Annotated in this window: 16 protein-coding genes; 10 read left to right on the top strand and 6 right to left on the bottom strand. The window is 36.5% G+C overall.

Going from position 1 to position 14,254, the window contains the following annotated elements:
• Positions 1–52: 52 nt before the first annotated feature.
• The 3 genes from ACQCPR_RS19450 (at position 53) to ACQCPR_RS19440 (ending at position 1,925) form a co-directional block, all read left to right on the top strand.
• Positions 53–409: a DUF779 domain-containing protein gene (locus tag ACQCPR_RS19450; protein WP_427137832.1), complete on the top strand. Its 357-nt coding sequence runs from the start codon at positions 53–55 to the stop codon at positions 407–409.
• A 113-nt stretch (positions 410–522) separates the two neighbouring features.
• Complete coding sequence (gene nfsA / locus ACQCPR_RS19445; protein ID WP_427137831.1) at positions 523–1,254, top strand: oxygen-insensitive NADPH nitroreductase; 732 nt, start codon at positions 523–525, stop codon at positions 1,252–1,254.
• Positions 1,251–1,925 (top strand): DNA alkylation repair protein, encoded by a 675-nt coding sequence (locus ACQCPR_RS19440; protein ID WP_427137830.1) that lies wholly within the window; start codon positions 1,251–1,253, stop codon positions 1,923–1,925. The genes nfsA and ACQCPR_RS19440 overlap by 4 nt, the downstream gene beginning before the upstream one ends.
• 55 nt (positions 1,926–1,980) lie before the next feature.
• Here ACQCPR_RS19440 and ACQCPR_RS19435 read toward each other — a convergent pair whose 3' ends face one another.
• The 6 genes from ACQCPR_RS19435 to ACQCPR_RS19410 form a co-directional block, all read right to left on the bottom strand.
• Entirely contained in the window at positions 1,981–3,063 is a 1,083-nt protein-coding gene (locus ACQCPR_RS19435; RefSeq protein WP_090567607.1) for a CAP-associated domain-containing protein, read from the bottom strand.
• 14 nt (positions 3,064–3,077) lie between these two features.
• Entirely contained in the window at positions 3,078–3,614 is a 537-nt protein-coding gene (locus tag ACQCPR_RS19430; RefSeq protein ID WP_427137829.1) for a superoxide dismutase family protein, read from the bottom strand.
• Positions 3,615–3,722: 108 nt separating this feature from the next.
• Positions 3,723–4,892 (bottom strand): MFS transporter, encoded by a 1,170-nt coding sequence (locus ACQCPR_RS19425; protein WP_427137828.1) that lies wholly within the window; start codon positions 4,890–4,892, stop codon positions 3,723–3,725.
• A gap of 119 nt (positions 4,893–5,011) precedes the next feature.
• Positions 5,012–5,407: a MarR family winged helix-turn-helix transcriptional regulator gene (locus tag ACQCPR_RS19420; protein ID WP_427137827.1), complete on the bottom strand. Its 396-nt coding sequence runs from the start codon at positions 5,405–5,407 to the stop codon at positions 5,012–5,014.
• A 172-nt stretch (positions 5,408–5,579) separates the two neighbouring features.
• Positions 5,580–6,047 (bottom strand): hypothetical protein, encoded by a 468-nt coding sequence (locus ACQCPR_RS19415; RefSeq protein ID WP_427137826.1) that lies wholly within the window; start codon positions 6,045–6,047, stop codon positions 5,580–5,582.
• Positions 6,048–6,117: 70 nt separating this feature from the next.
• Complete coding sequence (locus ACQCPR_RS19410; RefSeq protein WP_427137825.1) at positions 6,118–7,287, bottom strand: alanyl-tRNA editing protein; 1,170 nt, start codon at positions 7,285–7,287, stop codon at positions 6,118–6,120.
• 210 nt (positions 7,288–7,497) lie between these two features.
• Between ACQCPR_RS19410 and ACQCPR_RS19405 the strand changes: the two genes are divergently transcribed.
• The 7 genes from ACQCPR_RS19405 to ACQCPR_RS19375 all read left to right on the top strand — a co-directional run bounded on the left by ACQCPR_RS19405 (position 7,498) and on the right by ACQCPR_RS19375 (position 14,254).
• The gene (locus tag ACQCPR_RS19405; protein WP_427137824.1) at positions 7,498–7,941 is read left to right on the top strand and encodes an ASCH domain-containing protein; all 444 of its coding nucleotides are present in this window, start codon (positions 7,498–7,500) and stop codon (positions 7,939–7,941) included.
• A gap of 13 nt (positions 7,942–7,954) precedes the next feature.
• Entirely contained in the window at positions 7,955–8,608 is a 654-nt protein-coding gene (locus ACQCPR_RS19400) for a hypothetical protein (RefSeq protein ID WP_427137823.1), read from the top strand.
• 158 nt (positions 8,609–8,766) lie between these two features.
• On the top strand, positions 8,767–9,285 hold the full coding sequence (locus ACQCPR_RS19395) for a DUF4825 domain-containing protein (RefSeq protein ID WP_427137822.1): 519 nt from the start codon (positions 8,767–8,769) through the stop codon (positions 9,283–9,285).
• 12 nt (positions 9,286–9,297) lie between these two features.
• Complete coding sequence (locus ACQCPR_RS19390; protein ID WP_427137821.1) at positions 9,298–10,302, top strand: serine hydrolase domain-containing protein; 1,005 nt, start codon at positions 9,298–9,300, stop codon at positions 10,300–10,302.
• A gap of 302 nt (positions 10,303–10,604) precedes the next feature.
• Positions 10,605–10,898: a DUF6509 family protein gene (locus ACQCPR_RS19385; protein ID WP_090567636.1), complete on the top strand. Its 294-nt coding sequence runs from the start codon at positions 10,605–10,607 to the stop codon at positions 10,896–10,898.
• Between the two features lie 362 nt (positions 10,899–11,260).
• Complete coding sequence (locus tag ACQCPR_RS19380) at positions 11,261–12,802, top strand: Mur ligase family protein (RefSeq protein WP_090567639.1); 1,542 nt, start codon at positions 11,261–11,263, stop codon at positions 12,800–12,802.
• 118 nt (positions 12,803–12,920) lie between these two features.
• Positions 12,921–14,254 (top strand): IS3 family transposase gene (locus tag ACQCPR_RS19375; RefSeq protein WP_340928296.1). Its coding sequence is split into 2 segments (ribosomal slippage): positions 12,921–13,308 and positions 13,308–14,254, totalling 1,335 coding nucleotides; the frame shifts between segments, so codons are not numbered across the junction.

Here is a 14,254-nt window from a genome sequence, read left to right as displayed (position 1 = left end):
AAACCTTTCATCTGCCTACCGATAATGCGGATAAAAGAAAGGAAGAGTGTAGATGGTTGAACGTGTAATTGCTACAGACGCTGCACTAGAACTCATTGAACTATTAAAAGGTAAGCACGGACCTCTTATGTTTCATCAATCAGGAGGGTGCTGCGATGGTTCTTCTCCTATGTGTTATACGGATGGCGATTTAATCGTTGGTGACCAAGATGTACTTCTTGGTAAAATAGGTGATGTTTCATTTTATATGCACAAAAGTCAGTTTGACTATTGGAAGCACACACAGCTAATTATAGATGTGGTGGATGGTCGGGGAGGAATGTTTTCTTTAGAAGGTGTGGAAGGAAAACGATTTTTAACGAGATCCCGAGCATTTACATCAGAAGAGAACAAACAATTACAAGAATAATATTAATGAAGCGAAGTAAAGGGCTAATGGCTCTATACTTCGCTTTTCATTTCGTCCAGATGAAAGTATCGGTTATACTATATGTAATCTTACGATGAAAGAGGGTTCTAACCTTGGTTCAAGAGTTATTAAGAAAGCATTCGTCAGTCAGAAAATATAAAGATTACATGTTAACTAAAGAGGAAGTTTCTGAGCTTGTGGAGACGGCGCAACATGCAGCTAGTTCTCATTTTGTCCAAGCATATAGTGTTATATGGGTAAATGATAAACAAAAAAAGGAAGAGCTTGGTAGATTGTCTAAAAACCCTAAGCAGTTTGAAACTGCTGGAGCGGCATTATTATTATGTGCTGATTTTCATCGTTTGCAAGTGGCGGGTAAATTACAACAAACAGATATTGATATAGATACAACTGAAAATGTGTTAGTAGGAGCAGTTGATGTAGCTCTTTTTGCACAAAATTTAGTCATTGCAGCCGAAGCCAAAGGATTTGGTATTTGTTATATAGGTGGGGTACGTAACGAACCAACCGCAATTAGTCGTTTGTTTGATTTGCCAACAGGGGTATTTCCTCTATTTGCTATTACTCTTGGTATTCCAGATCAGCAAAACGAAGTGAAACCTCGCCTTCCATTGGAGGCAATATTGCATGAGAATAGCTATAATAGTGCCAAATATGAAGTACTATTACCAGAGTACGATCAAACAATGGAAGCATATTATACAAGCCGTGGTTCCAATCAAAAAACAGCAAATTGGACTAAGTCAATGGCTGATTTTCTGGAGAAGCCTAGAAGACCACATATGGCTGACTTTTTAGCAAGTAAAGGATTTCATCTCAAGTGAAAAAAGAATGGACAATAGCGAAAGTAAAAGATTATATGGAGCCACATCGTAATGAGGAAAATGCAATTCCGATGAGTAAGTATATGAAAAACCATTTTCCGTTCCTAGGTATTAAAACACCAGAGCGACGAATGATTTTCAAAACGATGACTAAAGAAATGGAACTTCCGACATTCGAAGATATGGAAGAGGAAGTATGGGCTTTGTTCCAGTTAGAGGAAAGAGAATATCATTATATAGCAATTGAATTGTTAGGCAAATATAAACAACAATTGACTGTAAAGAATTTATCCTACTGTCAACGTCTCATTGAAACGAAGTCTTGGTGGGATAGTGTAGATTCTATCGCACCTAAGATAGTAGGAGATATTGTTATGTCTAATAGAGAACAAGGTGAAGATGTGATGGTGGAGTGGGCAAAATCATCGAATATGTGGACGAATAGAGCTTCTATTCTACATCAGTTAAAATACAAGGAGAAAACGAATGAAGAGCTATTATTTGCGACCATTGAACGGCATGCAGCATCTAAAGAGTTCTTTCTTCAAAAGTCAATTGGTTGGGTGTTAAGAGAATACGCCAAAACACGTCCGAAAGTAGTACAAGAATTCGTAGGAAGTCACACACTTGCCCCTTTAAGTAAGAGGGAAGCATTGAAGCATTTTAAATAAATTTAAAAACAAGGTTGTCACAGAAATCAGTAAGCACTGACTTTTGGACAACCTCTCAATTTGTAAAAAAGTTTTCTGTGTAGTAAGGAGTTGATTTTTCATCAAAAGCCGTACCGACGCCAAGATTTTCATAATGGACACTTAAAATGTTTTTTCGGTGCCCTAATGAATTCATCAATCCCTCATGAGCAAAGATACTACTAGTTTGTCCATATGCCAGATTTTCTCCAGCATAGGAAAAGCTCAACCCATCTTCTTCCAATCGATTAAACGGAGATTTCCCCTCTAGGTTTTCATGACTAAAATAATTGTGAATGGCCATATCCTCACTATGCTTTCGAGCGGTGTTGCTCACACTTTCATCGTAAGAGAGGACGGAAAGACCGTGTACTACTCGGGCGGCATTTGTGAGGTCGAAAAGTTGAAATTCAAATCCCTTTTTCAGTTCGTCGGAGGGCTCTCCAAAAGTTGATTCATGGTTTTTTTCAACGGATTTTTCGACTACCTGAATGGCAGTGATAGTATTATTTTCATGAAGATCATAGAAAAATGTTACATAGTTATTATCGATTAAAAACAAATCATATTCACCAGCGTCGGGTAGGAGATAGATGATATTACCTTTTTTCAGTTTCTTAATGGGCTCCTCTAACCGAGAAAGTACCTCTTCTCTAGTACTATTCATTTGTAAACCTAGAAAGGAAGATTCAGAAGGTTGATTGGTAAACATAGCGTTTACCCTGTTGTTACTATCATAGGAAACCATCATGAAATTCCGGTAGTTTTCATGGTAAGTATGCCATACTAAATTATATTCATTTAGACTAACTCGTTTAGCATTACCATGAATTTTCTCAATCTCACTTTTTTTCATACCCATTTTTATTTGGTCTAACTCAATGCCTGTTCCTGGTAGTGTTTCTTGATCTGACGCAATATGGGTGGCTGGTTCATCTTTTATTTGCATCCAGTACGCTTTTGCTTCATTCAAATATTGTTCTACTTCTAGTGAATCAATCCATTCATCTACTGGTTCTAAAAATGAAAGATCAACGTATTCCACTGTATACTCTTCCCATAACGGTCTAGAAAAGAAAAGTGCTAAAACAAAAAGTAGTAACCAGCCAATTTTTCTCATGATATACCTCCAAACTACTTGCTAATTTCTCCACAAACAATTCTACCTCCTGAATTGCCAGAAGGGTCGGTTTTATAGTCATCTGCATTTTCATGAATAATAATGGCGCTACCATCTGTATCTAATAATGAGTTACTTTTTCCCGAAGTCAACACTACCGCTGGCGATACCGTCTCCAATTCTACTTTACCATCTTCTCCAACCTCAATGTTTGGTAAATCTCCTAAATGGTAGCCTTTTGGGTTTTCAAAACCATGCTCTTTACCAGTTGGATTAAAGTGAGAGCCAGCTGATTCAAAAGTAGGTTTTTCACAACTTGCTTTTTCATGGAAGTGAATCGCTTTAACTCCAGGAGTAAGACCCTCTGCTTTTAATAGTATATGCACTCCTTTTGAATGCTCTGACAAAGTTGCTTTTCCTACTTCTTTACCTTCTGTGTTTAATATTGAAACCTGCACTGCATCTTTTAAATCAGCGTCTGCAGAAGGGAAATTACATCCTCCTAGTGCCGTGACTGCTAAAAGTAGTGGAATTACGAATTGTTTTCTCATCTAATTGTCCTCCTTGAAATACTATAATGGTACAAGTATTACCAAATAAAGGGCGTATATATACGTAATAGATGAAAAAGTTACCAACAAAAAAGTACAACGCCTCTACTACATAGGACGTTGTACTTTTTTTACTCGTAATATAAATAGAACAAGCGCGATAACAAGGAAAATAATAGAGAATAGATACAAGTTCTGATAGCCGAGCTGAGTGGCAACAAGTCCAAGAATGTAGGACCCTACTGCGAGACCGGTATCAAAAAGTGTAAAAAATGTTGCTGTAGCATATCCACTTCGCTCAGTCTTTGTAGACTGTATCGCAAGTGTTTGAAAACTTGGAACGACGGCACCATAGCCTAATCCTATAAATGCACCGGAGAGTAAGAAAAGGAATGGCGAGTTCATAAAAGCAAGTAAAGCAAGTCCAATCATGAAAGAGACAAGACCGGGAATAACAATATATTTAGGTCCTTTTTCATCAAAAATACGACCTGTAAATGGTCGCGTAGTTAGCATCATGATTGCAAAGACAGCGAAAAAGCTACTTGTTAAGTGAAGTACTCCTTTTTCTTGAGAGTAAATAGAGAGGTATGAAAGTACACTAGCATAAGAAAAAGCGACTAAACTAGCTATTAATGCAACAGGTAACGCTTTTTTCTCAAAAAGATCATTCCACGTTAACTTAGATCTAGGAACGGTAGCTCTGGACTTGTTATCTGCAGGTATCAATAATGCAGCAATGGAACCAATTAGTAGTAAAACCGTTAAGGATAAAAACATCGCATCATATGAGAAGTTTTGCATGAGTGTCAAAGCAATTAACGGACCGACAACAACCGCTAAATTTGTTGACATAGTAAAATAACCAAGTCCAGCACCACGTCTAGAAATAGGGATATTATCCGCAGCCATGGAACCACTCGCCGTAGTGGCGATACTAAAGAAAATACCTTGTACAAACCGAAGTACTAATAAAGCTTCAAAAGGTTCGATAAAATAATAAAGCCCTGTACATATTAAATACAGGAACAAAGTTAGCCATAATACCTTTCGTTTTCCAAAAAGTTCTAAGATCTTGCCAGAAAAAGGTCGAGTAAGAATTGCGGAAATTAAAAAGATAGTCATTAATAAACCCGCATCTTCGTCTGAACGCGACAGTACATCAGTGGCGTAAAGTGGAAGTGCGGATACGAGTCCGTAAAAAATAATGAAAATAGAAAAGTTTGTAGTAAACAAACTAAGAAAAGCTTTCGTCCATATAGGCTCTTTATCTTTCAAGGTAATATTCCTCCTGTCTATATCGTTTTAGATGGGCAGTAATACTCCCGCTACAAGGCTCAACCCAAGTGACCGCTGGAAAGAACTGCCTGTGAAAACCAACTAATGGAAGTTTTAATTTATCTAATTTTTTTTAGGAGTTCAAACAACTGAACTTCTTCTTCTTTGGATAAACCTGCGACCATTTGATCCTCAAATTCCATCATAGCTGTTTTGATAGCAGGGTACTGCTGTAATGCATGTTCAGACAGTTTTACAATTTTCTCTCGTTTATCTTTACCAGAGCAGATTTCGATCCAGCCAAGCTCAGCTAATCTATTTACAGTTCTTGTAATAGTAGGTGCTTCCACGTTTAAGTATTTCCAAATTTGTGTCAATGTCATTTCTTTATGTCGTTGTATACAGTAAAGAACTGACCACTGAGAAGTAAACAAGTTAAACTGTTTTAATGTATGATTAGCTTCCTGTGTTAAAAAACGAGATCTTTGAAAAAGCTCGTGAATAAGTGGATTCATCGACTGTAGCACTCCTTTAATGTAAATGCATTTTATTTAGCTAGCTAAGTATATTTTACTTTGTATAATAACATTTGTAAAGAGTATTTACATGCGTTATACGAGAAATACCATTGTTTTTAAAATTCCTAAAATAAAAAAACCGAGCAGTATGCTCGGTAGATTCACCGTATTAAAAACATTGAAAAGAGGAAATTCTCTCTAAGTCGGTTCCGTAATAAGACCACCGGAATCCGTTCCATCTAAAACCTGCAATAGATCTTCTTCCGACATGTGTTGGGTAAAGCCAAAAAGCATTGCCATTATTCAACCATACATAAGTAAAGCGGAACAAGCATCCACGTATAGAGCCAGGATCTACAGCAAATACTCCAACGCTTTGTCTTTGTGGAACGAAAGAAGGTGGGGGACTAGTTGGAGCTCCTTGTTGTCCACCCTGTTGCCCACCTGGTGGGAAACTAGGAGGAAATGATGGCCCCTGTTGCCCGAATGGAGGGAACATATTCCCAGGAAACTGTTGTTGTCCGAATGGAGGCATCATGCTTCCAGGAAACAGTTGATTTCCGAATTGTTGACCTTCAATTGAAGGGAAACCTTGAGGACCTCCTGAATCTTGTGGAAAAGGAAATTGATTGTTCATTGTTAAATCCTCCTTTCATAAAGTAATCAACTTAGTATATGTAAGGAGGATATTTGTGGAACGGTGCCTATCAGATATAGGATATTACCTTTTCAATTAACTGCTCACTTGTTAAAATTTTCTCTCCACCACCTTGAGCCATTCGCTCATTGCCGCCACCCTTTCCATTGATATATGGAAGGACAAGCGCAATTAACTCTTTCATACTTTGTTCTACATAGTTTCCTCTTACAGCAATGATTTGTAATTTGTCCTCATTATTTGAAACCAAAATACATATTGCGTTTGGCATATCATTAATTACTAATTTTGCAAGTTTTTGAAGCTCCTGCATGGATCTATTTTCAAATATGCAAGTGATTGTATTTCCATCAGCATTTTCTCTTAACTCTTGTGCTTCATATGTTAAAAGAGAATTTGATAAATCTGCTACTTGTTTTGCGAGTCTTGAATTTTGCTCTAAGAGATTTTTTGTTGCATTCATTATTTTATCTTCAGGAGTACTTAATGTGCTAACTAAGTTTGTTAGTACCTTATGCTTTCTATGTAAATGCGTAATAATCCTTTCTCCACAAATAAATTCCACTCGAACAATCTTCTTCTGTCTCTCTGTTTGCAGAATTTTGATGGCACGTACTTGTGCTGTTGATGTTGGATGAGTTCCACCACACGCATTGTAATCGAAGTCGGGAATTATGACGAGTCTAATATTTTCTTTTAAAGATGTCTCTTTACGCAGATTATAATTGGATAATTCCTCTTCCGTTACCCATTTTGTCTTAATAAGACGATCTTCGAGAATGATTTGATTTGCAAGTTGTTGCGCTTCCGTTAATTGTTGTTCGGACACTTCTGTGATATTTAAGTCAATCGTGACTATATCTTTCCCTAGATGAAAGCTAATCGTTTGGTATCCATATAATTGTTCAAAGGCTGCTGATAGAATATGCTGTCCAGCATGCTGCTGCATATGATCGAAACGTCGCTCCCAGTTAATCTGCCCATTTACATCCGTCGTATTTTCAGGTAAAGGATAAGAAAGAAAATGTCTTATTTCACCGTTTAATACTTCTACATTTGTCACTTCGATACCGTTTAATAGACCGAGATCATGCGGCTGCCCACCTCCAGTAGGGTAAAAGGCGGTATCGGAAAGTACAACATAATCAGCTTGTTGTTCTATTACTTTCGCTTGAAAGGATTGAATTCTAGAATCATCATAATAGAGTTTGTTCGTCATTTGTATGAGCTCCTTTGTAAGTGGATAGTTCGAGCATTCTATTGAAGTAAAATACATACAATCATAATGAAATCATGATCAATTAGTTGCAGTGTTATTGTTATAGCATACGTTGTAAGTATAAATCCACCAAGTTGCAATAGTAATTATGGAAATAGTTTAATATACTGAATTTAACGAAAAAAATAAAAGTTGAATGAGGTTTTATATATGAATAAATTAGCGCAAAAGTATTGGGATACTTATTGGAAAGGAAAAGAAACACCATTATCGGTAACTTCTTGGCAGTTTGGTGGAATCCCAGATGAACTGGCTCAGCTAGTAAAGAATGGAGTAAAATCCGCTACATGCTCGTTACATCTACTTTATGAATTAGAGAAAGAGCCATTTCCAAAGGCGGATGATTATAGTGTTGTGCTTAATAGTAAGGATGAACCTGTTTGTATAATACGCACGTCCGACGTGAAAATAATGCCTATGAACGAAGTACCCTCGGACTTTGCTTATGCGGAAGGAGAAGGTGATCGCTCCTACGAACATTGGCGGAAGGTACATATCGAATTTTTCACAAACGAGTTAAAGGGTGTAGGTAGGATATTTTCAGAAGACATGCTACTTGTTTGCGAGCGTTTTGAACTGATTGACGTTAAGTAATGGAGGGGAAAACATGTTTAAGAAGGTATCTCTATATACGAATCAATTAAAACAATTGCGAGGGTTCTATGGAAATGTTTTAGAAATTCCTATAGAAGCATCAACAGACGAACATTTTCAAATATCTATTGGAACTACGACGCTTATTTTTCGGCATTCCGAATTACAGAATTCGTATCATTTCGCTATTAATATACCGGGTAATCAGTTTACACTTGCGAAGCATTGGGCAAAAGAAAGAATAATACTAAATAGAGAAGCAGCAGTTGATGAAATATATTATGCTCGATTTGAAGCAGATGCATTTTACTTTGAGGATCCTGCGGGGAACGTCATTGAACTTATTGCTAGACGAAATGTAGATAAATGGAGTGACTTCAGCATTGAGTCATTTTTAAATCTAAGTGAGGTAAGTATTACTACCCCATTTGTAGAAGAAGCAGGAGAGAAGCTACAAGAAATTGGTATTCCTATTTCAGGTCATTTCCAAATTGAACCAGATGAGTTAAACTTTTTAGGAAAAAAAGATACGTTTATTTTATTAGTTCCTCCAAAGCGGCGATGGTATTTTTCTAAAAAAGTCAGTGAAACTTCTCCATTAGAAATTGTGCTAGAAGCTGGAAAAACAATTCAAGTGAGTGTCGAAGGTAGATTAACGATACAATGAGTAAAATTTAATCCACAGCTGTATGAATATAGATTCTTCCAGCAAGTTACCCACATGTGGATAACTTGCTGGAAGAGCTTTTAGTAGATAAAGAATGTGGATAAGTTCTGATTAATCGCGTAAGTCTAATGAGTTAGTAAGTGTCAGGGGTGAAATATTTGCAGAAGACAATCGGATTAGTTATTGCAATTGCTTTAATATTATTGCTAGGTGTAGTTTATGTGCTAAGCAATAATCAGAAACAAGTAGAGCAGGAAGATGTGGAACAACTCTCTATAGAGACTCATAACTTTAAAAAAGTACTTGCCTACGAAAATGAATATATGGGTAATAATTCTAATATCACAAATCTATTTAATAATCTTCCACTTTCTAATCACAGAGATATAGTAGAATTGGAACCAGATACATTCACATCTATTGTAAAGTACAATACTAGTAGTGATGAGAAGTCGGTTATATACAATTCAACTGCAGCTTTTGTTTTGATAAAGAATCTAGAAGTAATTAATATGCGTTTTTCAGACCAATCCTATTTGATAACAAGGGAGAACGTGGAACGATGGTTTGGATCAGACTTTGATATCTTAATAGATCCTGCTGTATTTAAAGAGAAAGTTCAACAACCGCTAATGAAAAATACAACGACCAATTGGATAGACCAATATACAAAATAGGGGTGTTTTGTTATGAGTAATTTAACGAATCAATTAGAAAATATTCAAACGGAAAATCAATTTTCAGGATCTATCTTTGTCAAACAAAGAGAATTGGTGCAAGTACAGTCTAGTTTTGGATACGCTAATCGTGCGGAAACCATTTTAAATGAGAAGGATACTCGCTTTGGTATTGCTTCGGGGTGCAAAATTTTCACCGCAGTTGCGATTGTGCAACTGGTGGAAGAAGACAAACTGAGTTTTGATTCCCTATTAAAAGATGTATTAGATATCTCTTTTCCGCATTTCCATGAAGATGTAACAGTCCATCATTTATTAACGCATACTTCAGGTATTCCTGATTATTTTGATGAGGAAGTAATGGATGACTTTGAAGAGTTATGGATAAAAACTCCGATGTACCATATTCGTCGACTGTATGATTTTTTACCTTTATTTCAACAGGAGAAGCAGAAGTTTATCCCTGGAGAAAAGTTTTCTTATAATAATGCGGGATATATAGTTCTCGGTTTGATCGTAGAAAAAGTAAGTGGAATGCTATTTACTGAATATGTTCAACAGAATATTTTAGATAAAGCAGAGATGAAGAACTCAGGTTATTTTGCATTAGATGCATTACCTGCAAAAACGGCAATTGGTTACATAGATTTCGAAGATGGAAAGTGGAAAACGAATATGTATTCCCTTCCCATACAGGGTGGATCAGATGGCGGAGCATTTGTCACTGCTGAGGATATGGTGTTATTTTGGGAAACTCTTATACAAGGTAATTTATTAAAAGATAAAAACATACTACTGACTCCGCATGTTCAAGAGGAAGAGAATAGTTATTATGGGTACGGGGTTTGGATTGAGAAGCAAGAAAAAGAAGTCTATAAATACCATGTTATGGGATATGACCCAGGAGTGAGTTTTCACTCAGCCTACTATCCGTCTAATGACTTAGTACTTGCAGTCTGTTCCAACAAATCTAAAGGAGCTTACGCAATGTTACTTGAAGTGGAAAAATCCTGCTAAAATTTGAGCAGGACTAATCCTATTTACGCTCTTTTCGTTGTTTTTTTAGGAGTTTATAAGCTAAATAAAGCATAGAGATTCCCAAGACAAAGGAAAGTATAGAGTAAACTACTTCATTTATATTTTTTCCGAACACTAATAGTAAAAGATATAAAGGAACTAAAATATAAATTAACTTTTCAGGATTTAGACGCATTTTTCCACTCCTTAGTTTATGGCTATTAAGCATATTATATCAATAATAACGAAAATAGATTATTATCTATTAAAAATGATAAACTATAGGTACGGAGGTGGACTTTTTGAAAATAACATCCTACGAGGTTGATAAGTTAAACGATCCAACAGGAATCATAACAGGCGATCGCTTTGAATTTTTGCTTGGAATAGAAGTGCCAGAAGATGATGAACTTTTTGATGAGAGTAATTCATTAGATTTACGTGTGATTCTAGTGATAGAAGAAAGCGAAGCACGCATTGTACAATATCATTTTTTAAACCGAAGCAACGGTAAAGTTTTAGATTTCGGCTTAGAAGAGGAAGAAGAAGCAATAGTTCTTGCATTTTGTAAAGAGCATTATAACGACATTATATAAACAAAAACCGAGAAGCCGTGTGCTTCTTGGTTTTTGTTTTTAATAACAAGCCCACAAGTTGACGTCTACCGTGTGAACAGCTTGTGGGAGACCATAGTAACCGGTGTGGTGCACTTAGCTGGGTCCCTGTTATACGTTCCAACGGGGCTCACAGCTCGCGCTATTCCCTCTAGAGTCGCAGCCCTCCGCTCCAATCAACAGGATTGACTTTTAAAAAGTAAAAAAATTGTTATATAGCGTAAATATTCGTGTTTTTAACTAATACAAGTATTTATAAATTGACTCTATATTATATGAGTTTAATTCTTATCGTAATTGAGGTAAACTGATGGAGAAGATTTACTATAAAAGGTGGCTGTTTGATGGAAATTACAAATTTAATGAAGCATATACCTGTTTTAGAAACTAAAAATGCTGGACCTATTGAAATAACGGGACTTGCCTATAATTCGCGCAAAGTGGAAAAAGGGCAGGTGTTTGTATGTATAAAAGGCTTTAAAGTAGATGGACACCAATTTGCAGGACAAGCTGTTGGCAATGGTGCAGTTGCTTTAGTAGTAGAAGAATTTATTGATGGTATTGAAGTACCTCAATATAAAGTTGAGAATGGACGAGTGGCCCTTGCTACACTTGCTGATGCTTTCTATAATCACCCTACTCGTAAGTTGAAAACGATTGGGATTACAGCGACTAACGGAAAGACGTCAACTTCATTTATGACAAATGCAATTTTAGAAAACCATGGCTTGAAAACGGGGCTTATGGGAACAGTAGTAGTGAAAATAGGAGATTATGCAGAGCCTTCTGAACTAACAACTCCAGAATCTCTAGATTTACAACGTTTTTATGCACAAATGGTGGATGAAAATGTAAGTCATGCAACAATGGAAGTTTCCTCATCTGCTTTAGAACTAAATCGCGTAGGCTGTGTGGATTTTGATATTGTTACACTAAATAATATTAGCCGTGAGCATATTGATCTGCACTCGTCTTTTGAAAATTATTTTAATCATAAGTCTAGTCTTATTCGAAATGCTGGTGCTGATAAAGTTGCTATTTTGAACTTAGATGATTCATATTCAGCTTCACTTGTGAATAGAACAAAAGCGAAGGTTATCACCATTGGAGTCGAAGAGCAATCTGCAGATGTCATTTGTACAAACTTAGACCTATCAACTGGTAGAGCAAAGTTTACAGTAGAAATTCGACAGGATTTAGTGACACAGGATCTCGTTATACCACGGCAAAGTTTTACAGTTGAACTTTCTACTCCTGGTTTCCACTCGGTATATAATTCAATGGTCAGTATTGTGATTGGGCTATTATGTGAGGTGCCAGTTGCTACTATCCAAAAGAGTTTGGCGGAGTTTGTAGGGGTAGAACGTCGTTTTGAAATTATTTTTGAAGATGATTTTAAAATTATTGATGACCACTTTGCTAACAGTGGGAATATAGATATTACGTTAGGTACATTAGAAAAGATGGACTTTAAACGTATCAAGCTTGTCTATGCTATTCGCGGTGATCGTGGGGTAACGGTGAACAGAGAAAATGCAGAGACCATTGCTAAATGGGCACCAAAACTTGGTATCCATGAAGTAATTACTACATTAAGTCGTTCCCATGTGACGCAAAAGGATATCGTTTCGGAAAGTGAGCTTGCAGTATTCCAGGAAGTTATGGAGGAAGCAGGGATCGAAGTTCAACTTTACGAGGAGTTACCGGAAGCGATTAACCATAGTCTATACGACGTTGCAGATGGAGACTTACTGTTATTAGCTGGTTGCCAAGGAATGGATTATGGTGCAAAACTTGCACTAGAGCAACTAGAAGTCATTCGTCCAAATGTTGATAAAAAGAAACTATTCCAACCGCTCGAAAAGCGAGTTGCTGGAAACTCATAAAGTAAAGAAAAGCAGTCCCATTTTAAACTGTACCCTATAAGATAGACACTTTAAAAAAGGTCATCTTATAGGGTCTTTTTGTTTATAATGAAAAAAACAGTATTCGGAGCGATAAATTATGACTAAAAATTATTTAACACCTAACCAACAAAAAGAACTAAAAAAGAATCCATATGTAAAAGCTGTAAGCAATAAAGCGATTACGTACACAGATGAATTTAAACGATTATTTATTACTGAAAATGAATTTGGGAAGTTTCCGCGTGAAATTTTTGAAGATGCAGGATTTGATATCGAAATGATGGGGATGACACGCATTCATAAAGCGGCAGCTCGATGGAAAACAGCATACCAAAACCAAGGAATTACTGGGTTAGAAGATTCTCGGAAATATAGTTCTGGTCGCCCACTTGAACGAGAACTAAGTCTCGAGGAAAAGTATGCACGATTAGAAGCGAAGACTCGATTACTTGAGGCAGAGAACGAACTCCTAAAAAAGCTCGATTTACTCGAAAGGCAGATGGTGAAGAAGAAATAAAAATTGCGCCAGAATTAAAATTCGAACTCATTAACCAGATTATTAAAAAGTATGAGTTAAAGCGTATGGTAAGTTATCTTTGCGAGGTAATGGATGTATCTCGATCAGGTTTCTACAATTACTTTGATGAAAAATCCATTCAAAAACGTGCAATTAAAGGCGGTTCGGACGAGGTGGTGAAAAACATCATTTTAAAGGCGTATCATTTCCGAGGACGCAAAAAAGGAGCACGCCAAATTAAAATGACACTCCAAAACCAGTACCAGATTACATATAACTTAAAACGTATTCGCCGCATTATGAAGAAATTTGAGATTGTTTGTCCAATTCGAAAAGCGAATCCCTATCGCCGCATGGCGAAAGCAACAAAAGAACATCGCACATGCCCGAACGAATTGCAGCGCAACTTTAAACAAGGGTTGGCTGGAAAAGTGTTATTAACGGATATCACATATTTAAACTACAGAAGCGGAAAGCGTGCTTATTTATCCACGATTAAAGACGCAGAGACGAATGAAATTTTAGCGTATGAAGTCTCAGATAAAATTACATTAGACATCGCATTAGATACACTTCACCAATTAAGACGTCGTCATTCACATATTCGAAATGATGCCTTTATTCATTCGGATCAGGGATTTCATTACACAAATCCGACCTATCAAAAATTAGTGAAAAAGATGAATCTTGGACAGTCAATGTCACGCCGTGGAAACTGTTGGGACAATGCTCCACAAGAATCATTCTTTGGGCATTTTAAAGATGAAACAAATATAAAAGAATGCGAAACATTAGAAGAAGTAAAACAAGAAGTGAAGTGTTATATGATATATTACAATTATTATAGAGGCCAATGGAATTTAAAAAAGCTGCCGCCTGCAAAATACAGACAGCAGCTTCAACAAGTTGCCTAA

Origin of the sequence: Psychrobacillus psychrodurans (assembly GCF_050209195.1) — a bacterium.
Lineage (GTDB): Bacteria > Bacillota > Bacilli > Bacillales_A > Planococcaceae > Psychrobacillus > Psychrobacillus psychrodurans.
This window is presented reverse-complemented; position numbering and strand designations above follow the sequence as displayed.